Raw genomic sequence first — 24,815 nt, 5'->3', positions numbered from 1 at the left:
CTAGAGGTTACTTTAACAATAGTAGCAAGCGGGAAATTGCGCCACATCAAAACCAATAGCGTTGCTTCGTCAGAGTATAGAAGGCTCTGGCTAGGCTTGCCCCGCGAACAAGGTTAAAGAGTGTAAAGCTGGCCCAGAGACCGTGATTTTGCCAGTCGTCAGTCAGCCACCAAAGCGGGAGAAAACAACAGAGAACTGAAAAGAGCATCCAATTACGCATCAGCCGAGTTTGGCCGGCGCCAATGAAAATGCCGTCGAGAAGGTAGGTCCAAACACTCACAAGGGGCAGCATGATAATCCATCCAAAATATTCTGCCACCCCTAAACGCAAATCAGTGTTATCGGTGAATATCGATATAAAGCTACTCTGACCAAATGCCAGGACCAGTGTTAATGTTAGTGCGACGGCTAATGCCGCGCTGCACGCCGCGCCGCAGGCACGTAGGAAAGCCGCCATATTCCCCTGCCCAAGGCTACGCGCGCCCATCGCTTCTACCGCATGGGCGTAACCGTCGAGACCGAAGGCTATAAAAAGTACAAATTGCATGAGGATCGCATTCGCCGCTAACACCTCTTCACCGAGGCGGCCGCTTTGAGCGGTAAAAAAATTAAACACGAATAGCAGTGCACCGGTACGTATAAATAAGTCACTGTTTAGGCTTAAAAGCTTGCGCCACTGAGGCCAGTCGACAAGCCCATTAGTGAGTTGTTGCCACGACAGCTGTTGCAGTTTGCGCCGTAGCAGCCTGATACAGAGGTATATGGCAAGGGCGCAGGCGCTGTATTCGGCGATGAGTGTTGCGTAGGCGGCGCCGGCACTAAGCCAGTTAAAGCGCACAATAAAAAGGTAGTCGAGGCCAATATTAAGGGCGTTACTTGCCACAGCAATCAAAAGTGGCAGACGTGTGTTTTGCAGCCCGATAAGCGTACCTATGGCAATGTAGGTGAGTAATACGGCGGGTGCGCCGTAGATTCGGATGGTGCAGTACTGGTGTGCGAGTTGCGAAAGTTCGGCATTCGGGGCTATTAATAGCACGGCGAGGTTGATCAGTACCCACTGTAGCGCGATTAGGCTAAGCCCCATGGTCAGCGCTACACCGATACTCCGGCCGAGGTGCTTAAGTAGCGCATCATCATCGCCGCTGCCGTAGTGGCGACCGACAAAGCTGGTGGTACCCATCCGCAGGAATGCCAACATCCAGAACAGCAGGGCCATAATATTAGCCCCTATTGCGACCGCACCAAGGTAAATGCCGTCGGGGAGGTGGCCAAGCATCGCTGTATCAGCCATGCCCATGAGGGGGTTGGAAATATTGCTTAACGTCATTGGCCAAGCCAACTGCCACGCCTGGCGGTGAGGCAATAGAAAAAAGCTATTCCTAAGGCCTTTGGCCGATATTTGCACAAATCACCTGTTCTTTAACCGTACCAAAAGTATGTAATTGTGAGAAATCCGCAGATGTGGGGCTCTTAGCCCTTACTTATGCTTCCCGCTCCCGCTATAATCGCCCGCTGCGACAAGATGCCGCAGCCCTCTTGCGCCTGTCGTTTACGATTTAGTGCCATGTGTCATCATTACAGACGTTTTATCGTGTTGTAGTGATGCTGGGACGGTATTGGTAAACGCAGTAAGAGCGGTTTTCGGGGTGTTCCTCGATACAACCGGTCGGCCTTAACTGCAGCCCTTATAATGGCATATCCCGCCTCCCATAAGGGTCAACACAAATAATTTTTCCTAGTTCAATACGGAGATAGGGCGATGTTAAGTATTTCCAAGCGGTCGCTCGCTCTGCTATTCGCATTTTCCATTGTGGTGTTGCCTTCGTTGGCTGCTGCAGGCGAGTGGCAGCTAAATATGACCGAAGGCGTAACGGAAGTAAGTCGTGAAGTGTATAGCTTGCACATGACGATTTTCTGGTGGTGCGTCGGCATTGGTGCAGTGGTGTTTGGGGTGATGTTTTACTCCATGTTCGCTCACCGCAAATCACGTGGAGCGGAAGCGGCTCAATTTCACCACAGCACTAAGCTGGAAATTGTCTGGACCGTAATCCCATTTGCAATTTTGATTGCTATGGCATTCCCAGCAACTTCCACCTTGATCAAGATTTACGATACCGCTGATGCGGACGTTGATATCTTGATCACGGGTTATCAGTGGAAGTGGAAATACGAATATCTGGGTGAAGATGTCAGCTTCTTTGCAAACCTGAGCGATTCCTCACGCGAGGAGATCTACACCAAAGACGCCAAATCGGAAAACTACCTACTCGAAGTTGATCAGGTATTGTTAATTCCTACCAAAAAGAAAGTACGCTTTTTGGTAACGGCTAATGACGTTATCCACAGTTGGTGGGTTCCCGATCTAGCTGTTAAGCGCGATGCGATTCCCGGCTATATCAACGAAGCATGGACTTATGTCGAAGAGCCCGGTTTGTTCCGCGGCCAGTGTGCTGAGTTGTGCGGTAAAGACCACGGCTTTATGCCGATTGTGGTTAAAGCCGTAGAGCAGGGAGAGTATGACGCTTGGATGGCAGAAAAACGTGCAGCAGCTGCGGCAGTAGCTGAAGCCGCGAAGCAAACGCTTACTTTCGACCAGCTTTATGCCGAAGGTGAAAGTGTGTACGAAACCTATTGCGCCGCTTGTCACCAAGCCGGTGGTGAAGGTATTCCCGGAATGTTCCCGGCGATTAAGGACAGCACTATTGCTACTGGCGATATCAAGTTGCACTTAGATCGAGTAATCAACGGCGGTCAAGGTATGCCTCCGTTTGGCGAACAGCTGACTCCAGTTCAATCTGCAGCAGTGATTACCTTCCAGCGTAACGCGTTTGGCAACAATATGGGCGAATCTGTCCAGCCAATCGACGTTGTGAATTTTAAGCAAGGCCAATAAGGAGGTCGTAACCATGGCACATGGTCCTGCGAAAGGCTTGTCCCGTTGGTTCTACACAACCAACCACAAAGACATTGGTAGCATGTACCTTTGGTTCAGCTTCGCGATGTTTTTCCTCGGCGGTATTTTTGCGCTCGTTATCCGCGCAGAATTATTCCAGCCGGGTTTACAGATAGTTGAACCAGGTTTTTTCAACCAAATGACCACCATGCACGGTTTGGTGATGGTATTTGGTGCGGTGATGCCAGCATTCGTTGGCTTGGCAAACTGGATGATCCCGATGATGGTCGGTGCTCCAGATATGGCCTTACCGCGCATGAATAACTGGAGCTTCTGGATTCTTCCGTTTGCCTTCGCAATGCTGGCTTCTACCCTCTTTATGGAAGGTGGTGCGCCAAACTTTGGTTGGACATTCTACGCTCCTCTATCTACCACCTATGCTCCTGCGTCCGTAACCTTCTTTATCTTTGCGGTACACATCATGGGTGCGAGCTCAATTATGGGGTCGATCAATATTATCGCCACCATTTTGAACATGCGTGCACCAGGTATGACCCTGATGAAAATGCCTTTGTTCGTTTGGACTTGGCTGATTACAGCTTACTTGTTGATTGCCGTAATGCCGGTACTTGCAGGTGTTGTAACCATGATGTTGATGGATATTCACTTTGGCACCAGCTTCTTTGATGCGGCCGGTGGTGGCGACCCAGTATTGTTCCAGCACGTGTTCTGGTTCTTTGGTCACCCAGAAGTTTACATCATGATTTTGCCAGCATTTGGTGTGGTAAGTGCGATTATTCCAACCTTCGCGCGCAAGCCGTTGTTTGGTTACTCCTCAATGGTTTATGCCACCGCGTCGATCGCGTTCTTGAGCTTTATCGTTTGGGCGCACCACATGTTTACCGTTGGTATGCCGCTGTTGGGCGAAGTTGCTTTCATGTACGCGACTATGCTGATTGCGGTACCCACAGGCGTTAAGGTATTCAACTGGGTCACCACTATGTGGCGCGGGTCTATGACCTTCGAAACCCCCATGTTGTTCTCTATTGCCTTCGTGGTGCTGTTTACGATTGGTGGTTTCTCTGGCTTGATGTTGGCAATGGCGCCGGCTGACTTCCAGTACCACGATACCTACTTCGTTGTTGCTCACTTTCACTATGTACTAGTACCGGGTGCGATCTTCTCGATCACCGCTGCGGTTTACTACTGGTTACCTAAGTGGACCGGTCACATGTACGACGAGACTATGGGTAAAGTACAGTTCTGGACGGCCTTTATTGGTTTGAACATTACCTTTTTCCCAATGCACTTCTCGGGTTTGGCGGGTATGCCGCGTCGTATCCCCGATTACAACCCGCTCTGGGCGGACTGGAACATGATCTCCTCTGTTGGTGCATTCATGTTTGGCGCAGCGCAGCTCCTTTTGTTGTACAACGTAGTCAAAACGATTCGTGGTGGCAAAAAGGCAACGGCTGAAGTTTGGGAAGGATCACATGGTTTGGAGTGGACCGTAGCGTCACCAGCTCCTTATCACACCTTCACCACGCCACCAGAAGTGAAGTAATACAAATAGATTAAAGCGGGTTAGATGTAGAGCATGGCAACCGAGTCGGATCGTAAACAACTTCGTACCACCGTACTCAAACTACTCAGTTTAGCGGGCGCGATGTTTGTGTTTGCTATGTGGGTAATGCCGCCGCTCTACGATTTGTTTTGTGAGGTGACTGGCCTCAATGGTAAAACTAAAGGTCAGTACACCGCGGTCGAAGCTAAAGTGGATACCAGCCGTACCGTAAAGGTGCAGTTTGTTAGCACCAATAATGAAGGCATGCCCTGGGGGTTTTCGCCCCAGGACTTTTCTATACAGGTGCATCCTGGTGAGGCTGTGGTTACCAACTTTATCGCTCACAACCCCACCGAGAAAATCATGGTGGCGCAGGCGATACCGAGTTTAATTCCACACAACGCGACCGACTATTTTCACAAAACAGAATGTTTTTGTTTTAACCAGCAGACACTTGCGCCGGGTGAAACAGCTGAACTTGGCTTGCAGTTTATCGTTGATCAAGAGCTGCCGAAGGCAGTGAATACGATAACGCTTTCCTATACGTTGTTCGATGTTACGGAAAGTGCAAAAGAAGCAGTAGAGCAAAAACAGAAAGAACTCGTACAAAAACGAATATCCACTGAGCAACCGGCGACTGCCGACTCACAAACCTTAACCGCACGCTAGAAGAACAAGCGGGGTATTTTTGATGGAACACCAACACGAAACCTATTATGTACCGGAACAAAGTAAGTTACCGATCTTTGCATCGATAGCGCTATTTTTGACGGTATTCGGCTTAGGCAATTATTTAAACGAACTATCGGCCGACAAAGACGGCAGCGGCTTTACCATATTTTTGGTGGGTTTTGCGCTGTTGGCATTTGTTCTGTTCAAATGGTTTAGTATCGTTGTAGATGAAAACATGCGCGGTCTAAATAGCGCCCAGCTTAAGCGCTCCTTTGTGTGGGGCATGGGTTGGTTCATCTTCAGTGAAGTTATGTTCTTTTCGGCATTCTTTGGCGCGCTTTGGTACTTGCGTAACATGTCTTTACCGCATTTGGGTACCGGCCCGACCAGCGAATTGTTGTGGGGTGGTTTCCAAGCTGACTGGCCTTTAATGGTTACCCCCGATATGGCGGCCAACGGTGAAGGTGCCGGCGTTTTTGGTCCGGAAAAAAATATGAGTAACCCAGGTGTCGGCAACTGGACTGGTTGGTTACCATTTTGGAACACTCTAGTACTGATTACTTCCAGCTTTACCGTGCACTTCGCGCATACAGCATTGAAGAACAACAAAAAAGGCGGTCTGTTTGGCTTTAACGCTTGGTTGGGTTTAACTGTTGTGCTGGGTATTATCTTCTTGATATTACAAGTCGAAGAATATTTGCATGCGTACCAGCATATGGGCCTTACTTTAGAAACTGGCGTATATGGTACAACCTTCTTCATGTTGACCGGCTTCCACGGTTTGCACGTTACCATGGGTACCTTCATGTTGTTGGTTCAGTGGTTACGCTCTGTTACTAAGGGCCACTTTAGCCATCACGATTGCTTCGGTTTTGAGGCGTCTAGCTGGTATTGGCACTTTGTTGACGTGGTCTGGGTGGCGTTGTTTATCTTTGTCTACATTATGGGATAAGGCGCAGCAGCCATTGATAATCAAAAGGAGTTGTTGAATTGGATTTCAACAACTCCTTTTTTAATTAAGCGAAGTGTAATTTTAATTCTGCTGTGGCAAGCGTTAGGCCGTGATTATTCTACAGGGCTTTGTGTTTGTTGAGCATGGTTTGCCCAAGGGGCGGTATTACCAAGTTTACCAGTATAAATACCGTAACCGATTGTCGACATTAACAAGATTGCCAGTGTGACCCGCACACCTAGCGCATACAACGCTCTTTTTGATTCAGAGCTGCTCATATCTTTTAGTAAAAATACTAAGCCGCTAGTTAAGCTGACGAGCATCGCGATAAAAAGTACGACGATGATAAATTTTAACAGGGCTGCGCTCATTGGCATCCTCCAGAAAGTGTTAACGGGGTGGGTCAGGGCGAACTCTAAGAATAGGGCCGGTAAATCAGCCGTATTTTTAAAATTAGATTTACAAATTGCACGTGAAGTGAATCTAACGTAAAGCGAAATTAAATCAAGGCAAGCTTAATGGCCAGCAAGTTCGAACTCCACATCAATTGGCGCATTACCTTGTTTAGCGCACTGTTGCTGCCGCTATTGATAAGTTTGGGAGTCTGGCAACTTGATCGTGGCGAGCAGAAGAAAACAATACAGCAAAGCTGGCTGCAGCAGCAAGCGCTGCCACCGATCGATTACCTAGGTGATAAAGGCTCGAGCATGCGGGACACGGCTGCGAGTGAACAGGCAACAGCCGACAAAGCCGATCCGCATGAGCTCACGCAGCGCTACCGCCGCGTTAAAATGATTGGTGAATTTCGTACTGATCGCTACTGGTTAGTCGAGAATAAATTCTTTGACGGTAATCTGGGCTATCAAATAGTGATGCCGTTTCTTCTACTTTCAGGAGAAACGGTTTTAGTTAATCGCGGTTGGGTACCCGGTAGCGCTTACCGCATGGACGATCCAGAATTCACAACGCCAGATGGCGAGCGCGTAATTACGGGCACTTGGTTAAAGCCTTCGAATTCACGTTTTATTGATCAACAAGACATCGCAAAAATCACCTGGCCCTACCGATTATTGGAAGTGGATTCGGCGTTGATGGCTAGACAACTAGAGCAGCCGCTAATCGACATGATAATGCAGCTCGACGCTGACAGCGCTGGCGCCTTGAACATAAATTGGCAACCGATAAACATGTCGCCGCAAATGCATCGTGGCTACGCCGTACAGTGGTTTAGCATGGCGGCGGCGCTATTCATTATTTGGTTTGTTACAAGCACCAATATCGCTACTTGGCTAAAAAATATTCGTACACCTAAAACTTGAACAGAAACCCTATGAGCACGAAAAAAAACAAATTAACTCTCTACGCATTATTTGGCGTAACTATAGTACCGATTGCAGCGGCTTATTTTATGTTTTTCACCGGTATTGGTGTGCCCGAGCACACTGTAAATAGCGGCGTATTTTTACCCAAGCCGGTGAATGTTAAAGCGATACTACTACCGGATCAGGCCGCAGAACTGGCACGTTTTGATACAGAAAAACGCTGGCGGTTACTGATTCCCGTACCGAAATTATGCAACGACCAGTGTCAGCAAAATCTCTACACAACCCGTCAAGTTCATATACGTTTAGGCGAGAAAAGTGTGCGGGTTGAGCGCGTAGCAGTAAATCTTGCAGGCCAAGATGGAAGTACTTATTTGGACTCGATTGCTGCCGATCACCCATTGTTAAAGCGCGTTACCGTGACCGAACAACAGTGGCAGCAGTGGATGGCTAAAGCCGAGTTCAATCAAGACATGATGGATCGACACTACTATTTACTGGTCGATCAAGAAGGCTTCGCGATGATGGAGTACGACACCACTATCCATGGCAATGACTTGCTCAAGGATTTGAAGCGCGCTTTAAAATACTCTATTGAATATCCGTCACCCTAATTTAGATTTTTAGAATTACGATATGAATAAACAAAAAATTTGGATTGCGATAATTAGCCTCGCTTTAGCCATGGCCTCGGTGGTTGTTGTGCTTGGTGCGTTTACCCGCTTGGCCGATGCCGGTTTGGGTTGTCCTGATTGGCCCACGTGCTATGGACATCTTTGGGTGCCAAACGAAGCCCATGAAATTCATGCCGCGAACCAAAGCTTTGTCGACACACCGGTTGAGACGGATAAAACCTGGCCCGAGCAAATCCATCGCATTTTTGCGAGCCAACTGGGTTTAGTTATTCTAGTGATATTCGGTTTCGCATTGGCGATGCGAGCCCCAGCAGCGCCCTGGAAAAGTATCGTTGCCTTATTGCTCGTGCTCATAAGTGGAACTGTTGCGAGAATTGTAATCGGCGATAGTCTCGATCCAATACTCCTAGTGTTGGTGACCCTATACTTTGGAAATTTAATTCGCCTACGGTATTCAAATCAATATCAACAGTCGTTACTACAAAGTGACGAAACGAAACCGTTTCTTTTACCGGCGCTACTTGCAGGGTTAGTCATAGTGCAAGGGCTATTTGGAATGTGGACGGTAACGCTTAAGCTGTGGCCGCAAGTTGTTACTGGCCATTTAATGGGTGGCTTTGCCACGATTAGTCTGATTTGGTTATTGTTACAAAAAGTTTCGGGGCTGCAATGGCGGGGTGACTTCTCAGTACCTGTTTCAACATTGAAAAAAATTGCCCTTGTAGCAATGCTGATCGTAATAGTACAAATAATGTTGGGTGGCTGGACCAGCTCGAACTATGCGGCCTTGGCATGCCCTGACTTTCCGTTATGCCAGAACAGCATTTGGCCGAAAACTGATTTCGCCCATGGTTTTAATATATTCCAGCATGTGGGCCCCAATTATCTCGGCGGCCTATTGGATAACTATGGGCGTGTTGCAATCCACTTAACACATCGAATAGGCGCGATAGTGACGAGCCTAGCAGTGTTATTTTTAGCGTATAAATTGTGGCTAAGCTCCAATTGCTTCGCGCGCCGCTGGGCAATTATTTTAGTCGCCGTACTCTGTATACAAGTAAGTCTCGGCATAAGTAATGTAATTTTTAGCCTGCCGCTTACAGTAGCGGTAATACACAACGCCGTAGGTGCATTATTGTTACTGGTGATGGTCGCGATCAATCATCGTCTGCGCAGTATTAAACCCATTTTGTAAGTACTACCTTGGAAATTAAAATGTCAGAAACACGTGAAGAAATCGTGCAGGAAGCACTGCGCAACCATTGGCGGGACTACTACGAACTAACAAAGCCAACGGTTGTAATGCTGATGCTGTTAACATCAGTGATAGGAATGCTGTTGGCGACGCCCGGTATGGTGCCAATCGACATACTACTTTTGGGTAACCTAGGGATTGCGCTTTGTGCAGGTTCAGCTGCTACGGTAAATCATCTGGTCGATCGCCATATCGATTTGAAAATGGCGCGTACCTTTAATCGACCTGTTGCCATGGGCCGTGTTGCGCCCGTAAACGCGATCTTATTTTCTACTGTACTTGGCGCTGCAGGCTTAACTATTTTATTGGTCTGGGTGAATGCCATTACCGCCTGGCTAACGCTTGCATCGCTAGTTGGCTACGCGTTTGTTTACACATTATTTTTAAAACGCACAACGCCACAAAATATCGTAATTGGTGGCTTGGCAGGTGCGGCACCGCCGCTGTTGGGTTGGACCGCGGTTACTGGCGAAGTGCACGGTCACGCATTGTTGTTGGTGCTGATTATTTTTGCTTGGACGCCGCCGCACTTTTGGGCATTGGCGGTACACAAAAAAGCCGAGTATGCGAACGCCGAAATTCCAATGCTACCGGTAACTCACGGTGAGCAATACACCAAACTACATATTCTGCTTTATACGATCATAATGTTTATCGTAACCATGCTGCCCTTTGTGACGCGTATGCTGAATACCTTCTATTTATTGGGCGCCGTAGTGCTTGGATTAGGGTTTTTATACTACGCCGTGATGATGATGGTAAGTAAGCGTCCGTCTATCGGTATGGATACTTTCAAGTATTCAATTGTCTATTTAATGGCGTTGTTTGTAGTGATGTTAATCGACCACTATTACTTCCCAATACAGCCACTAATGCCAGCTTAAGAAGCCAAAATATGAACGAAAATAGCGAGGCACAGGGTGTTGTGTCAGTAAAGACTGCAAAGCAAAAACGCGGAATAACCATTACAATTTTGTGTATTGCTGGAATTGTGACGTTATTTATGAGTATGTTTTTACACAAGATACTCAGCCCGCGAATAATGTCGCCGATCGAGCTACGCGCCAACGGCGCAATAATGTTTGATAACCCGCGAATTATTGAAGACTTTAGCCTAATCGATCACAACGGCGAAGCCTTTGATCTAGAGAATTTAAAAGGTAAATGGACCTTAGTGTTTTTTGGCTTTAGCCACTGCCCCGATATTTGCCCCGTTACCATGGCAAAGCTTGGCCAAGTATATAAAAATTTAAATAGCGATATCCGTGATCAAACGCAGGTGATTATGGTGAGTGTTGATCCCGCCCGAGATACACCGGAGAAGCTCGCTGAATATGTGCCGTTTTTTAATCAAGATTTTATCGGTGTTACCGGCGAGTTTCGGCAGATTATGGGCCTTACCCAAAACCTAAATATCGCCTTTAGGAAGGTTATGCTGGAGAACGATTACACAGTTGATCATACGGGTAATATCGCGCTTATTAATCCCTATGGCCACTACAACGGCTTCTTCAAGCCACCATTTGAGCTTGCGCGATTAACTACCACCTATCAGTCAATCGTCACCACGTTTGACTGATATGGTTGTGCGAGGTTTAGGGCTAGGGTAGGTATTAAAGATTCGTTGTATGGAACAGGTTGCTAGCCGCTGCTGATAATTTTTGCTTAGCGGCGGCTAGATCTAAATGTGGGTTTTAATCCATTAACTTCACCACCTGAACCTCAGCTGCTTTTTGTTCTTCAGTTTTGTTTACTCGGGTTTCTAAATCTTGCGGCGAAGATTGCAGGCGAATTTCATCTTTGAAACCGCAGGCCACACATTCTCGATAATTCTTGTCGCTATCGTGGTAGTTAACAATCTTATCCATTTCACCGCAACGCGGGCAAACCGCGCCCGCGATAAAGCGTTTCTTTATTTTCTCTTGGCTCACGCGCTCAATCCCGAATGTCTTAATAAAGCGTCTACTTTTGGTTCGCGGCCACGGAAATTCTTAAATAAATTCATGGCTTCGTCGGAACCGCCTTTTTCCAATATCTCGCTCAAGTAACGTTGCCCGGTGGCGCTATCAAAAATACCCGCCTCTTCAAATGCGGAATAAGCGTCTGCGGAAAGCACTTCGGCCCACTTATAGCTGTAATAGCCAGCGGCGTAACCACCTGCAAAAATATGGCTAAAACTGTTTTGGAAACGATTGAATGATGGCGGCGAGAATACCGCGACCTGTTGCCGAATTTCATCCAATAAGGCTTGCGTGCCAACGAAGGCGTCAGTGCCGTAGAGCATATGAAGTTTGAAGTCGAACAGTGAAAACTCTAGCTGACGAATCATAAATAACGCCGACTGAAAATTCTTAGCGGCGAGCATATTGTCGAGCTTGTCGACCGGTAAGGGTTCACCGGTTTTATAGTGCGAAGATAAAAATTCCAACACCTCGCGCTCCCAGCAAAAATTCTCCATAAACTGGCTGGGTAGTTCTACCGCATCCCAAGCGACGCCATTAATACCGCTAACCGCAGCGACATCTATTTTTGTAAGCATGTGATGAATGCCGTGACCAAATTCATGGAACAGCGTGGTCACGTCGTTGTGTGTTAATAACGACGGGGTATCGTTTAGGGGCGGATTAAAATTACAAACTAAATAGGCCACCGGAAGCTGAATCTCGTTACCAACTTTCCGTCGCACGCGGCATTCGTCCATCCATGCACCACCGCGCTTACCGGAGCGTGCGAATAAATCGAAATAGAATCCCGCGACGGCTTCGCCGTCCCGGCGAATTTCGAAATACTTAACGTCTTTGTGCCAGGTTTCTATAGAAGGTGTTTGATCTACAAATTCGAGTCCGAACAAGCTGTGGGCTACACGGAATAGGCCGGTAACAACATGATCAACGGGAAAGTAGGGGCGCAACTCTTCTTGTGAAATACTATAGCGCGCTTGCTTAAGTTTTTCGGAATAGTAAGGAATATCCCAAGCATTTAGCTCGGTAACACCAAACGTTTCTGCAGCAAACTCACGCAGCTCTTGCAGTTCGCGCGTCGCAAAAGGTTTGCAGCGTTCGGCGAGGTCTTGCAAAAAGTCGATCACCTGATCGGTAGACTCGGCCATCTTAGGGGCGATAGAAAGTTCGGCGTAGTTGTTAAAACCGAGCAGACCGGCTAGCTCTTGCCTAAGTGACATAATCTCTTCAATAAGATCGCTGTTATCCCACTGGCCTGCAGTTGGGCCCTGTTCAGACGCGCGAGTGTTATAGCCTCGATAGAGTGCTTCGCGCAGTGACGCGTCGTCGGCCTGGGTTATGACAGTCGAATACACTGGGCCATCAAGGGTAAAAACCCAGCCGTCGAGTTCACGGTCGGTTGCCGCTTGTTTGGCGGCGGCAACAGCGAATTCCGGCAGACCGCTAAGTTCTGATTCATTGTTAACTTCTAAGAACCAACCGTGGGTCGCATCGAGGACATTGTTGGAAAAACTCGAAGTCAGTTGAGATAACTTAGCTTGGATTTCGGCATAGCGCTGCTTGTCTTTTGCCGCGAGCGCAACGCCGGAAAGTTTGAAATCCCGTATCGCGTTATTAATGGTTTGCTGTTGGGGTTGACTCAGCTGAGTGAAATCGGGACGGTCTTTGACCGCTTCGTAGGCTTGATAAAGCGCAACATTTTGACCGATCCCTGTGTAATAGGCGGTAAATAACTGTCGACCCTCTTCATAGGCCTTGCGCAATTCGTCGCTGTTACAGACGGAGTTTAAGTGCCCAACTGGCCCCCATGCTTTACTTAAGCGGTCTTGCCGTTCTTCGATTGGCAGCGCAAGTGAATCCCAGCTTGGCGATGTGATATTGGCTAACTGCTCGCTGAGTTCAGTTTCGGCTTCGTTAATCAGTTGCTCAACAGCCGGTACAACTTGAGCTGCAGAAATAGAACTAAAGGGCGGTAAACGATGGGATTGCAGAAGGGGATTGGCCATGGATGAAAGATAACTCTTTTAGGTAAGTTAACTAGCAATGTTGCGCCGAATAGGGAAAAAAACAAGTGTAAACTGCGCATTAATTAAAGTATGCATACGGCGAGTGGCCTTATCAGTCAGATAGTATAAATTAATCACAGTGTTAAATCGGCTTATGCAGCACCAATTAATCAACTTAACAGACCCTTGGTTAACTTGTTAGAAACAAAAGCCAAGGAAATTTGGACGCCTATAACAAACACAACTAAGCTGGATGATATATATACTATTTAACCTACTACACTAAAATAACCTCAGCCGTACCGAGGCATTTTATAAATGCGATGTTAGTTAATGACAGGTACCTAAGGCGACATAGTGACAAACAAGACTTTAAGTGCTCAGCAATCCGAATCCGGTCAGTTAAAAACCGGAAGGTTAAAATCCAGCCAAGCTAGCGGAACCCATTCCAGCATTGAGCGCAGTAATATTGCTGCGTTAGATCGCTCGGTAAAAGGCGCAATTGAATCCACCGAGCGCTATTATCGCGAACAAATATTTTCCTCCGGCTGTTCCAGCATCGTACCAATTCATCGAATTGGTGGTCATATAAAAACCCCAAATGAATTACTAAAGCAGCTGCAGGGCTCGCCCTATATTCAAAGCAACGTAAGTTTCGTGCCAAAAGTAATTGAAACCTTGTTAGAGATTGATCTCTATAAACATAACAACTGCCATTTCTTTTTTAGCGGCAGTATTGATGGCAAATTGGATGAGTTTGTTCAACAGGAGTGCGAGAAGGTGGTGTCGTTCGCCACTATTGCTCAGCCTGAACTGGAAGAGGAGACACCAGTCTCGGACTGGCGAAACCTAGAAGCGCAGATTGCGAAATTGATGAAGCGATATCCAGTACTGGAAGAGTTAGACGTCGACTCGCTGATCGCAACAGTGACTTATATCATTGACCAAATAGAGTTCGACGACGTAATTGTTAGCTATCTTGATATTCTTAGCGAGTCAAAGTGGGCGGACAAGTTAATGATTAATCACGGTGCAATTTTGTTTATGGTCGCGATGGCACGATCACTAAATTGGAACGAGCAGGAGTTAAAACAGTTGGTGAGTCTGGGCCTGTTAAAAGATTTAGGCTACGCGCGCCTGAACGATGAGGTTGCAGACTTCGATATAATGCACCCCTTAGTTGGCTATGAAATGCTGACCGAAGCGAAAAGTACGAGCTCTGCGCAGACAATACTTACCCAAAAACTGCTCAATGCCGTGTTGGTACATCACGAGTTTAAGGACGGTTCCGGCCCACTCGCAAGAATGCGCCACCCGCTGGTATGTAAAGTACTTGCAGATGAGATGCCGCAAATCGCGCAAATCTCGGGGTTATGCGATCTTTATCTAGGATTACTAGAACACTACAGCGCAGGGATTGCTTTTGCAGTGACCTGTGGCTTCGTTTTGGGGCAAGGCGATTTAGAGCCCCGCTACGACACCGAAATTATCCACGCGTTTATTGCAACTTTTGAGGCGGGCAGTTACCTATCGGCAACCATCTCAGAGCCAGAAGCTAACGACATTACCGCCAGTGTGTTAGCGGCTTTTAAAGATCAAACCCTAAAGCGTAATGTCTCAGAAATTGTTCGCACTAAAAGCGATTCTCACTACGGCCGTATCACCCTAGCGCTGAATATTGTTCGAAATATCGCAAAGGTGCAGCCGGCGCAGATGTGTGAAGGTGCATTGATAAGCGCACTTAGGTTACCGTTGGAATTTGGGATCACCTATTAGTTAGTAGCCGATAACAAGTTCCGTATTCCGTTCGGAATAAAACCCACCTAAACTTCTCGTTCCGCTCTATTTGCCGCGAGCCGCTGTACAAACCCCAGTGTACTTTTCGACGCACCAATACTCTAATACCCCTAGTGATCGGTTCCTGCGATGACGCTCTAGTACCCGCTGACTACTCTAATGACGATAGCGGCTCCAGTTCTGGAGGTGTTAGTATTCCCTACTTATTGATTAGGCTAGTCGCCCTGTTGGGCTTTAGCCGACGTATTTGGAGAGTTTAAGCATGAGCAGCATCGATAATATTCGCCCATTTCGCGGCGTGTCGCCCAGCTTAGGGGTTGAGGTTTTTGTTGACCCCAGCGCCGTGGTTATCGGCGATGCCACGTTGGGGGACGATGTGTCGGTGTGGCCTTGCGCGGTCATTCGCGGCGATATGCATTCTATTCAGATCGGCGCGCGCACCAGCGTGCAAGATAATGCGGTACTGCATATTACCCATGCGAGCGACTATAATCCCGCAGGTTATCCGCTGGTTATCGGCGATGATGTCACCATCGGCCACGGCGCTTGCTTGCATGGCTGCCGCATTGGCAGCCGAGTCCTAATTGGCATAGGTGCGACAGTATTAGATGGTGCGGTAGTTGAAGATGAAGTGATGATTGGCGCCGGCAGTTTGGTGCCCCCAGGCAAGCGACTGGAGTCGGGTTATCTCTACGTTGGCAGCCCGGTAAAACAGGCGCGGCCACTTAAAGATTCAGAAAAAGCCTTTTTTAGTTATTCAGCACAAAACTATGTAGCGCTTAAAAACGAATATCTACGCGAACAAAAATCACTCGCGTAGTTTACTGACAATTTTTTTCGAGGTTCCACCATGAACGTTCAGTTTAAAGCTAATTTAATGGAACAGACCATGCGCTGGTTTGGCCCCAAAGACCCAGTGACGTTAAGTGATTTACGCCAAGCGGGTTGTAGCGGCGTGGTGAGTGCGTTACACCAAATTGCGAATGGTGTGGTGTGGGAAGTGGCAGAGATTCAGGCGCGTAAAACTGAAATCGAAGCGGCGGGTATGCGCTGGAGTGTGGTGGAAAGTTTACCGGTACACGAAGATATTAAATCGCAAGCGGCCGGCTTCGAAACCTATATTGAAAATTATAAAACAAGCCTACGCAACCTGGCGGCCTGTGGCGTCGGAGTGATTACCTACAACTTTATGCCGCTGTTGGATTGGACGCGCACCGACCTTAACTTTGCCATGCCCGACGGCGGTAAAGCACTGCGGTTCGATATGATTGAAGTGGCCGCTTACGATATTCATATTTTGCAGCGGCCAAACGCCGCCGCCGATTACAGCGCCGAGGTGCAAACCCTAGCGTTGCAAAAATATCAGCAGTTGAACGACGCAGATAAGATTGCCCTAGAGCAAACCATAGTCGCGGGTTTGCCGGGCAGTGAAGTGACCTTCTCTACCGAAATGTTTTTGCAGGCGATTATGGCGTATCACGATATTGGCCCGGAAAAATACAAACAAAATCTTATCTATTTTCTAAAACAAGTGTGCCCCGTTGCCGACGAAGTTGGGGTTAAGTTAGTGGTGCATCCCGATGATCCGCCCTTTGCCATTTACGGATTGCCACGTGTTGTGAGTACTGCGCAGGACCTCACCGATATTTTTAGCGCAGTGCCAAACAAATCTAACGGCCTGTGTTTTTGCGCGGGGTCTTTTAGTATTCGAGCCGATAACAATTTGGTCGAGATGATTAAAACCTTTGGCGAACGCATTGAGTTTATTCACCTGCGTAATACTCAACGAGAAGATTACGGTAGCTTTTACGAGGCCCAGCATCTCGATGGCAGTATTGATATGTACGAGGTGATTAAAGCGATTTTACAGGTGTCGCGAGCGCGTAACGTATCGATACCGATGCGCCCCGATCACGGCCACCAAATATTGGATGATCTTAAAAAGAAAACGAATCCAGGCTATTCCGCCATCGGTCGACTTAAAGGCTTGGCCGAATTGCGCGGCTTGGAATTGGGGATAGCGCGGGGAATGGTTGCCTAATGATTGATTTTTGTTTGAAAGTACGTCGCGTTTTATTACCGACGCTATTAATAGCGGCTGTAGTTTCTGGCTGCCAACAGAAGCCCGCTGCCACGGTCAGCGATCCATCAAGTCCACATGCTATGGAAAAATTAGATATCACTCATACCTTGTTGATCGGTTCATACACTCCCGCAGCGCCAAGCCTAGACGCTGATGGTAAGCCCTTACCGCTTAGCGAAGGAATCTACGCGGTTGGTTTTGATGCAAGCACAAAAAATTTGGGTGAACCGGTATTGATTGCAAAGACCCATAATCCATCTTGGTTGAGTCTTAGCCCTAGTAATCAAACCGTCTACGCCGTAGACGAAAAAGACCCAGGTGAACTCAATAGTTTTCGATGGTTTAGTGAAAAACCACGAGCGAGTTTAATTGATAGCAAAGCCAGCGGCGGTGCATCTCCCTGCCACGCCGCACTCAGCCCAGATATGCAATACCTTGCGGTCGGTAATTACATGGGCGGCAATCTTGCTGTTTTTAAGGTGGATACAGAAACCGGCGTTCCGGCGTCGGAACCACAACTGCGTCAACATCGCGGTAACGGCCCCAACAAAAATCGACAAGAAGCCCCCCACGCACACTGGGTAGGCTGGAATAATACGGGCGATATTTTGTATGCAGTCGATTTAGGTATCGACACCGTAATGGGTTATCGATTCAACGCTGTGAACGGCGAGCTTGGCGAGGGCTTTGTTGCGTTTAAAGCCGCCGCAGGTGCTGGCCCTAGGCACATGGTTTTTGATAAAGCCGGTAGTCACGCTTACATTGTCAACGAGCTCGCTAATACCGTTAGCGTGGTAAGGGTTACGGCGTCGGGTGAATTTGTGGAGCAGCAAAATTTATCGAGTTTGCCCCGCGACTTTAGTGAGCACTCGCAATCGGCCCACATTCAATTATCGGCAGATGGCGCACATCTTTACGTGAGCAATCGCGGTCACAACTCCATTGCAGTTTTCCAAGTGGCAGTTGACGGCGGGCTGAGCTTAAGCCAAACCTTTTCGACCCAAGGGAAATGGCCGCGCGGATTTTTATTATTGGATGACGCCAAGGTACTGTTCGTTGTAAACGAAGAAAGTAACTCGCTGGTTTTACTGGATGTTAACAGTGATGGCTTGTTGAGCTTTAGCGGCCGCAAATGGGACCTTGGTCAGCCGACTTATATTGGTCTCTGGCAAGAAAAATAAAACCGGTGGGGGCGTCGCCTCCGTCTAGGATTAGACCTCGAGCGGATATAGGTACATAGCTTAGCGAGCCCGAAGTAAATGGTTCACACCTGCTGATACGACTTAAACGCGTAACGGGCCGTTGAACTGTGGAGCTAACCCTACCTTTACGCCTAGCCCTGTAAAATCGATTCTTTTTTCCCAAGTGAGACCACCTTATGCAATATCGTAAACTCGGCAAGTCCGGCCTTAAAGTCAGCGCACTATCTCTGGGTTCATGGGTAACCTTTGGCAAGCAAGTCGATGTAGGCTTGGCGAAAGATATGATCAAAACGGCGTTCGATTTGGGTATTAATTTTTTTGACAATGCCGAGGGCTACGAAGCGGGTGAGTCTGAAATCGTAATGGGTAACGCGATCAAAGACTTGGGCCTGCCACGAGATGAATTCTGTGTTTCCAGCAAGGTCTTTTGGGGTGGTAAAAAACCTACTCAATTAGGTTTAAGCGCCAAACATGTTACCGATGCCTGCAATGCCGCATTGACACGTCTACAGGTGGATTACCTCGATCTCTACTTTTGCCACCGTCCAGACTTGGATACACCCGTTGAAGAAACCGTGCGTGCCATGCACAACTTGGTCTTGCAGGGCAAAGTGATCTATTGGGGAACATCCGAGTGGAGCGCTCAGCAGATTATGGAAGCGCACCATGTAGCTCGTCGCGACAACCTAACGCCGCCTACCATGGAACAACCACAGTACAACCTGTTTGAGCGAAACCGCGTGGAAGATGAATATCGTGATCTTTATACCGGCGTTGGCTTGGGTACAACTGTTTGGTCGCCATTGGCAAGCGGTGTATTAACCGGCAAGTACAATCAGGGTATTGGTAGTGATGGTCGCCTTAACCTGCCCGGTTACGAATGGCTGAAAGAAATGTATGAGTCTGAAGAAGGTCAGTCGAAAATCGAAAAAACCCGAGCCCTCAGTGAAGTGGCGCAGGACATAGGTGTACCGGTACACCACCTAGCTTTAGCTTGGTGCCTTAAAAACCCCAATGTGAGTACCGTTATTCTGGGTGCTTCCCGCACCGCACAACTAGTCGATAACGTTAAAGCGCTTGAAGCTATTGAGAAAATTACCGCCGAAGTGAACGAGCGTATCGAAAACATCGTTCAAAACCGCCCCGACGAACCGGTTCGCTGGGAGCTGATTTAGATTTTTTCGGTCTTGCGAAACTTTTTTGAACTTATTGATAAAGCCTTGGGTCATATTAAGTGTACCTAGTAGGTACATGAAGTTTTCTCCAGATTTATTGATCTAGCTTCCCAAAGTGACTCTTAGCCCCGCCCCCTCTGGCGGGGCTTTTTTATGTACAGGATGTACGTATGCCGTGAAGCACAGGGATGTGCGAGAGCGGCGATGTACGGTATGGATGTACGTATGCCGTGAAGCACAGGGATGTGCGAGAGCGGCGATGTACGGCGTGGATGTACGTATGCCGTGAAGCACAGGGATGTGCGAGAGCGGCGATGTACGGCGTGGATGTACGTATGCCGTGAAGCACAAGGATGTGCGAGAGCGGCGATGTAAAGTGTGGATACAGACGAAAAAAACCGGCTTACGCCGGCTTTTAGCATTGTTGCTTAACTAATAGATTAGCGGTTGTTACAAGCGCTAACCGAAATACAGCTTACTTGATTCTCCCAGCCCCAACCGGTGCTAGCGACTTCGCATAGTGGTACATTCGAGCCATACCAGTCACACACACCGCCGGACGTATTGCCGCCAGATGAACTGGAAGAGCTTGAACTACTGCTGGAACTGGAAGAGCTTGAGCTGCTAGAACTTGAAGAGCTACTTGAGCTACTTGAGCTAGAGGAGCTAGAGGAGCTACTAGAGCTCGATGAACTACTTGAGCCAGTCGCAGCGTCGACTAAACCGTAGCCACCACCCTGAGCAGAACAGGTGCTACTGGCAACACAACTGGCGCCATTTTCGTATCCCCAACCACTACTGGTATTGCTACAAACGGGTGTAAGGGTTCCATACCAATTACACTGCTGTACGCCACTAGAAGCTGAGCCGGAAGAGCTAGAACTTGACGAACTAGAGGAACTTGAACTAGACGAGCCAGCCCCAGCAGTCGTACCCCAGCCAGATATCAAGTTGCGCACAAACTTGCCCGACGTGGTCAGTTCCGAACTTGACCAGCCGCCGGTGGTGCTCGCACCAGGGTTGAGAATCGATGCACCTTCCGCTTTATCTGTAATCGACCAGTTGGCGTGACTGATATTGTTTTGCTTGAAGAAGTCCATCCAGGCATTGGTTTCAGCTTCAGCAACACCGCCGTCGCCGTCGGCATTCACCGAACCCCATTCTGTCGCGAATACCGCAACACCATTGTTCAGTGCGGTACGTACTTTACTGCGCAAGCTTTCGCCATGTGTACCGGCATAAAAGTGAATGGTGTAAGCGATGTTGGCGTAACCTGTAATAGGGTCTGCAGAGGCGACGTCCACATCCTGAGACCACACTGGAGTGCCGACAATAATAAGGTTGTCTGGATCTATGGCGCGAATAGCCTTAACTACATCAACTGCATAAGGCTTGATGGTGTTACTCCAGGATACCTGTAAAGGCTCGTTGTAGATTTCGTAAATGACATTATCGTAGTCGCCGTAAAGGCTGGCCATCTGTTCGAAGAAGCTGATGGCTTCTGATTTGTGATCCTCTGCGTGATGCGAGTGCCAATCGATAATCACATACATGTCGTTGGCAATCGCTGCGTCGACAACCTTCGTTACGCGGTTTAAGTTACCCGTGGGGTCATCCAAATAGCCGCCATTATCCTCTACGCCCATGGCGGCGCGGATAAGAGACGAATTCCAGTCTTGTTTAAGCCAGCTTACAACATCGGCGTTATAAAACTTTTCGGCGCCCCAGCCATTATTGCTCCAAAAATAGCTGTTACCGGCGAAACTTTTGGCTGCGCCTCCGCTGAGTATTTTATTGCCTTCAACGGTTAATGGGGGTACGGCGGCGAAGGCCGCTGATGAGAATAGTAGGGCGCTTGTTAGCGCCAAAGATTTAGTTAAATTCACCTAGGTTTCCTCTCGTTATTGTAGTTTTATCGGCCAAAATACACGCGTTACAATATTGGCACTAAAGCATGAAAAACACTCTAGAGCCTACGTGATAAAGCCTCTGTCGAAAATCAGATATGTGTGATATATATCACACTTAATTTCGAGTATAGATGAATTAAGCGCCGTATAGTATATATATTAGGCTATTACAGCTGTATTTTTAGATCATTTTGATAGGTACTAAAGTCGTAGTTTTTATTGCGTTGATGTGCTTAGTATGTTATTTGAGACGCCATTCTGGCTGTTTGGGGGCGTGTAGTTAGGCTCAGGCTAGTAAGTGGTTTATTTGCGGGCTGTAGGTGTACCGGAGGCGAGCGACGTTAATAGAAGCGGTCAGCACGCCGAGCAGCGCTCGGCGAGATCGAGGTGCCATTAATGCCGAAGCTTTAATGTGCGTTTAAGAATTAAGGAGAGCTAGCCGGCATAATTTGCGACTGGCTAGGCTAGGGGTTGTTGTCAGGATCGATATCCTGTGAATCGTGGTTGTCGGTATCGATGGCATCTATAGGCATTTGGCCTGTGTGACTAGTATCGACAGTGTCCAGCTTCAGCCAATATTTTAGTACCTTCTCTAATTCGGGAACGCCATCGCCCTTCAGTGACGAAAAGGTCTGCGCTGTAACAAGATCGGTTATGTTCGCTTCTTTTAGTGTCTTTATCACCGCAAATAGTGCATTTTTAGCGGCGCCACGAGTTAGTTTGTCGGCTTTAGTCAGTAAAATATGAACAGGCATTTCGGCATCGACGGCCCAGTTAAGCATCATGGTGTCGAATTCCTGCATTGGGTGGCGAATATCCATCAACAATACTAAGCATTTTAGGGATTGGCGTTCATGTAAGTATTCAGAAAGGTGTTTTTGCCAAAGGATTTTCGTTTTTAGCGGCACCTTGGCGTAACCGTAACCTGGTAGGTCTACCAAGCGCTGTTGAGCATCTTCATCGAGGTTAAAATAGTTGATGAGCTGGGTGCGGCCTGGGGTTTTACTGGTGCGGGCAAGCTTGTGATTTTGGGTTAGGCGGTTGATCGCGCTAGACTTACCTGCATTGGAACGACCGGCAAAAGCCACTTCTGCGCCAGTTTCCTCTGGGCACTCCTTGATTGTTGGTGCGCTGGTTAAAAATTGTGCGGACCTGAAATTTATTGCCGTCATAAGGCTGTATCTACTCTTATAATGATGTGATGGCGGCGCAGTGTGTATATAATGCGCCTACTTTTCAGAAGGGCTAATTGCGACGGCCAAAATGCGATTTGTGGGCCATTCTACAGGAATTTAAGCAGTAGCAACGCCTCTGCGTGAAAGCACTAGCCTCATCTTTTTCAGAACACGAAGTTAATAACGGAAATGCCAATGACTAACCGAATTCGTAACACTTTGATTTCACTAAGCCTGTTTGCTGCGGCTGGCACTTTCAGCGGCCTGTCTAATGCTGGTGATGCGGCCCATGGCGAAACTTACACTGCAGCTTGTGCTGCGTGTCACGGGGCTGATGGCAACAGTGCAATGGCCAACTTCCCTAAGCTTGCCGGTTTGGGCGAAAAGTACCTTCTTCAGCAATTGAAGGCTATCAAGTCTGGCGCACGTAGCGTTCCAGAAATGACGGGTCAGTTAGATGCGTTAGACGATGAAGATCTGGCCGATATCGCGACCTACTATGCGGGCAAAACCATGCAGTTAAGCGGCTCCAATAAGCAGACTGTACAGCTTAACAGCGGCTTAAAAGTGGATGGCTTGGCGTTGGGTGCTAAGGTATATCGCGCCGGTAACGCTGAATCTGGCGTGCCAGCTTGCAGCGGTTGTCACTCTCCGCGCGGCCTGGGCAACGCCCCAGCTGGCTACCCACGTTTGGGCGGGCAACATGCAGACTACATTGTTAAGCAGCTAAAAGACTTCCGTGCCGGCAACCGCACCAGCGATGGTGAGGCCATGCCAATGCGTGGCGTTGCTCAGCATATGAGTGATGCCGAAATAGACGCGGTAGCCAACTTTATCTCTGGTTTGAACTAAGATCGCGATTCACTTAGAGCCACTGGCCAGACGTTTTAGTCAGTAGGCCTCAGTGGTATCAAACAAAAGGCAGCTTCGGCTGCCTTTTTTGTGTCTTTCTTCGTCATCCACTAAAGTCGTCTCCCAATAAGCCAAGCCCCTCAACCGATAGTAAGTCGACAAATAGTTGAACCTCCGCACGCCTTCCGCGTCGAATACCAAGCCGTTCGCTGGCGTATCATCTGGGCTGCGTTATAATGGCTCCCGTTTCGTCCTAACCATAATAAAATCTACGAAAACCCAACAGGGTTTCAGGAGTTAAACATGCGAATTCTAGCTACCGCAACACTAGCATTGGCGCTGGTGCTAGCTGGTTGTTCCGATAAAGGTTCCGATCAAGAAAGCAGCACTGCCATGGCAGAGCTAAAACAAGAAACCCAACAAGCGGTTGCCACTGTTTCCGAAAAGGCTAAAGCCGTTGCGAAAGAAACCGCTGAAGCTGCATCTGATGCGGCAACTGACGCGGTAGAAACTGCTACCGAAACAGCGTCTGATATGGCCAACAAGGCGAGCGCCTCGATGGACTCTATGAAAGACGCAGCAGTAGAAGCTAAAGCTGATGCCACAAACGCCGCTCAGGATATGGCCACTAGTGTTGTTAGCAAAGCCGAATCGGCCGTTGCTAAAGCCAAGAGCGCCGTGACTACACAAAAAACCTTTGTCGCCGGTAAGGACTACATCGAGCTCGAAACCCCGGTGAAAACTATTACCCCTGGCAAAATTGAAGTGACTGAGGTTTTCTCTTACGGCTGTATCCACTGTTTCCATTTCGAGCCTGTGGTTAAAGCTTGGAAGGCGAATATGCCAGCCGGTGTTGAATTTGTGCAGAACCCAGCGGTATTCAATAAAAGCTGGGAGAACTATGCGCGTATTTATTACACAGCTAAAGCATTAGGAGTATTGGATAAAGCACACGAATTGGTGTTTACCTCTATTCATGTTGGCCACCAGCGTTTGCTCAACGAAAAGGAAATTGCGGCTATGTTTGTGGTGAATCTTGGGGTTGAGCGCGAAGATTTTGATAAAACTTTTAAGTCGTTCGGCGTTAACAGCCAAATTCAACAAGCGGATGCCCGCGCTCGCAGCTTTAAAATTGCCGGCACGCCAGAGCTAGTAGTCGACGGGCGCTACCGAGTGACCTCCGGTATGACTGGCGGCCACCAGCAGATGTTTGAGGTTACCAATTACTTGATCGACAAGATCAAAAAAGAACAGGGTAAATAATCTCGAAAAGGCCGCATTTAGATGCGGCCTTTTTTTTGTCTTAACAGCGCCAGCTGAGTAAATGAACTAAAGTGTAAGATTAGGCTAATTAGAATACT

The 24,815-nt window shown here is 48.1% G+C and carries 22 protein-coding genes; 16 read left to right on the top strand and 6 right to left on the bottom strand.

What is annotated here, in order from left to right:
- Nucleotides 1-46: 46 nt before the first annotated feature.
- Nucleotides 47-1,405 carry an MATE family efflux transporter gene (locus IDZ20_RS13820; protein ID WP_245792335.1) on the bottom strand — a complete coding sequence of 453 codons (1,359 nt, stop codon included), beginning with the start codon at nt 1,403-1,405 and terminating at the stop codon, nt 47-49.
- A 354-nt stretch (nt 1,406-1,759) separates the two neighbouring features.
- Between IDZ20_RS13820 and coxB the strand changes: the two genes are divergently transcribed.
- The 4 genes from coxB to IDZ20_RS13800 are packed head-to-tail and all read left to right on the top strand — an operon-like array spanning nt 1,760 to nt 6,081.
- Nucleotides 1,760-2,893 carry a cytochrome c oxidase subunit II gene (gene coxB, locus IDZ20_RS13815; protein ID WP_188152024.1) on the top strand — a complete coding sequence of 378 codons (1,134 nt, stop codon included), beginning with the start codon at nt 1,760-1,762 and terminating at the stop codon, nt 2,891-2,893.
- A gap of 13 nt (nt 2,894-2,906) precedes the next feature.
- Nucleotides 2,907-4,457 carry a cytochrome c oxidase subunit I gene (gene ctaD, locus IDZ20_RS13810; RefSeq protein ID WP_188152023.1) on the top strand — a complete coding sequence of 517 codons (1,551 nt, stop codon included), beginning with the start codon at nt 2,907-2,909 and terminating at the stop codon, nt 4,455-4,457.
- A 33-nt stretch (nt 4,458-4,490) separates the two neighbouring features.
- Nucleotides 4,491-5,126, top strand: a complete 636-nt coding sequence (locus IDZ20_RS13805) for a cytochrome c oxidase assembly protein (protein ID WP_188152022.1) — start codon at nt 4,491-4,493, stop codon at nt 5,124-5,126.
- Between the two features lie 22 nt (nt 5,127-5,148).
- A complete protein-coding gene (locus tag IDZ20_RS13800; RefSeq protein ID WP_188152021.1) occupies nt 5,149-6,081 on the top strand; it encodes a cytochrome c oxidase subunit 3 in 933 nt (310 codons plus the stop codon).
- Nucleotides 6,082-6,194: 113 nt separating this feature from the next.
- Here IDZ20_RS13800 and IDZ20_RS13795 read toward each other — a convergent pair whose 3' ends face one another.
- On the bottom strand, nt 6,195-6,452 hold the full coding sequence (locus IDZ20_RS13795) for a DUF2909 domain-containing protein (RefSeq protein ID WP_188152020.1): 258 nt from the start codon (nt 6,450-6,452) through the stop codon (nt 6,195-6,197).
- Nucleotides 6,453-6,599: 147 nt separating this feature from the next.
- On the opposite strand from IDZ20_RS13795, the gene IDZ20_RS13790 reads away from it, so the two are divergent.
- The 5 genes from IDZ20_RS13790 to IDZ20_RS13770 are packed head-to-tail and all read left to right on the top strand — an operon-like array spanning nt 6,600 to nt 10,872.
- Complete coding sequence (locus IDZ20_RS13790) at nt 6,600-7,400, top strand: SURF1 family protein (RefSeq protein WP_188152019.1); 801 nt, start codon at nt 6,600-6,602, stop codon at nt 7,398-7,400.
- A gap of 11 nt (nt 7,401-7,411) precedes the next feature.
- Entirely contained in the window at nt 7,412-8,017 is a 606-nt protein-coding gene (locus IDZ20_RS13785) for a hypothetical protein (RefSeq protein ID WP_188152018.1), read from the top strand.
- A gap of 22 nt (nt 8,018-8,039) precedes the next feature.
- Nucleotides 8,040-9,233 carry a COX15/CtaA family protein gene (locus tag IDZ20_RS13780; protein ID WP_188152017.1) on the top strand — a complete coding sequence of 398 codons (1,194 nt, stop codon included), beginning with the start codon at nt 8,040-8,042 and terminating at the stop codon, nt 9,231-9,233.
- A gap of 20 nt (nt 9,234-9,253) precedes the next feature.
- Nucleotides 9,254-10,177: a heme o synthase gene (gene cyoE / locus IDZ20_RS13775; protein WP_188152016.1), complete on the top strand. Its 924-nt coding sequence runs from the start codon at nt 9,254-9,256 to the stop codon at nt 10,175-10,177.
- Between the two features lie 11 nt (nt 10,178-10,188).
- Nucleotides 10,189-10,872: an SCO family protein gene (locus IDZ20_RS13770; protein ID WP_188152015.1), complete on the top strand. Its 684-nt coding sequence runs from the start codon at nt 10,189-10,191 to the stop codon at nt 10,870-10,872.
- A 115-nt stretch (nt 10,873-10,987) separates the two neighbouring features.
- Here the strand turns inward: IDZ20_RS13770 and IDZ20_RS13765 are convergent, their stop codons facing one another.
- Nucleotides 10,988-11,209 carry a YheV family putative zinc ribbon protein gene (locus tag IDZ20_RS13765; protein ID WP_188152099.1) on the bottom strand — a complete coding sequence of 74 codons (222 nt, stop codon included), beginning with the start codon at nt 11,207-11,209 and terminating at the stop codon, nt 10,988-10,990.
- 11 nt (nt 11,210-11,220) lie between these two features.
- Nucleotides 11,221-13,260, bottom strand: coding sequence for an oligopeptidase A (gene prlC, locus IDZ20_RS13760; RefSeq protein WP_188152014.1), 2,040 nt, complete (start codon nt 13,258-13,260; stop codon nt 11,221-11,223).
- Between the two features lie 357 nt (nt 13,261-13,617).
- Here prlC and IDZ20_RS13755 point away from each other — a divergent pair, with 357 nt between their 5' ends.
- The 5 genes from IDZ20_RS13755 to IDZ20_RS13735 all read left to right on the top strand — a co-directional run bounded on the left by IDZ20_RS13755 (nt 13,618) and on the right by IDZ20_RS13735 (nt 19,517).
- Nucleotides 13,618-15,036, top strand: a complete 1,419-nt coding sequence (locus IDZ20_RS13755; protein WP_188152013.1) for an HD-GYP domain-containing protein — start codon at nt 13,618-13,620, stop codon at nt 15,034-15,036.
- A 283-nt stretch (nt 15,037-15,319) separates the two neighbouring features.
- Entirely contained in the window at nt 15,320-15,877 is a 558-nt protein-coding gene (locus IDZ20_RS13750; protein WP_188152012.1) for a gamma carbonic anhydrase family protein, read from the top strand.
- A gap of 30 nt (nt 15,878-15,907) precedes the next feature.
- Nucleotides 15,908-17,098 carry a mannonate dehydratase gene (uxuA, locus tag IDZ20_RS13745; protein ID WP_245792334.1) on the top strand — a complete coding sequence of 397 codons (1,191 nt, stop codon included), beginning with the start codon at nt 15,908-15,910 and terminating at the stop codon, nt 17,096-17,098.
- A complete protein-coding gene (locus tag IDZ20_RS13740; RefSeq protein WP_188152011.1) occupies nt 17,098-18,321 on the top strand; it encodes a lactonase family protein in 1,224 nt (407 codons plus the stop codon). Before uxuA ends, IDZ20_RS13740 begins: the two co-directional genes overlap by 1 nt.
- A 197-nt stretch (nt 18,322-18,518) precedes the next feature.
- On the top strand, nt 18,519-19,517 hold the full coding sequence (locus IDZ20_RS13735) for a potassium channel beta subunit family protein (RefSeq protein ID WP_188152010.1): 999 nt from the start codon (nt 18,519-18,521) through the stop codon (nt 19,515-19,517).
- 440 nt (nt 19,518-19,957) lie between these two features.
- On the opposite strand, the gene IDZ20_RS13730 is transcribed toward IDZ20_RS13735, so the two are convergent.
- Both IDZ20_RS13730 and yihA read right to left on the bottom strand, forming a co-directional pair.
- Nucleotides 19,958-21,403: a cellulase family glycosylhydrolase gene (locus IDZ20_RS13730; protein WP_188152009.1), complete on the bottom strand. Its 1,446-nt coding sequence runs from the start codon at nt 21,401-21,403 to the stop codon at nt 19,958-19,960.
- A 488-nt stretch (nt 21,404-21,891) separates the two neighbouring features.
- Nucleotides 21,892-22,599 carry a ribosome biogenesis GTP-binding protein YihA/YsxC gene (gene yihA, locus IDZ20_RS13725; protein WP_188152008.1) on the bottom strand — a complete coding sequence of 236 codons (708 nt, stop codon included), beginning with the start codon at nt 22,597-22,599 and terminating at the stop codon, nt 21,892-21,894.
- 198 nt (nt 22,600-22,797) lie between these two features.
- On the opposite strand from yihA, the gene IDZ20_RS13720 reads away from it, so the two are divergent.
- Nucleotides 22,798-23,454 carry a c-type cytochrome gene (locus tag IDZ20_RS13720; protein WP_188152007.1) on the top strand — a complete coding sequence of 219 codons (657 nt, stop codon included), beginning with the start codon at nt 22,798-22,800 and terminating at the stop codon, nt 23,452-23,454.
- Nucleotides 23,455-23,757: 303 nt separating this feature from the next.
- Complete coding sequence (locus IDZ20_RS13715; RefSeq protein WP_245792333.1) at nt 23,758-24,717, top strand: thiol:disulfide interchange protein DsbA/DsbL; 960 nt, start codon at nt 23,758-23,760, stop codon at nt 24,715-24,717.
- Nucleotides 24,718-24,815 lie beyond the last annotated feature (98 nt).

It is taken from the genome of Teredinibacter waterburyi (genome assembly GCF_001922985.1).
In the GTDB taxonomy this organism is placed as follows: domain Bacteria; phylum Pseudomonadota; class Gammaproteobacteria; order Pseudomonadales; family Cellvibrionaceae; genus Teredinibacter; species Teredinibacter waterburyi.
This window is presented reverse-complemented; position numbering and strand designations above follow the sequence as displayed.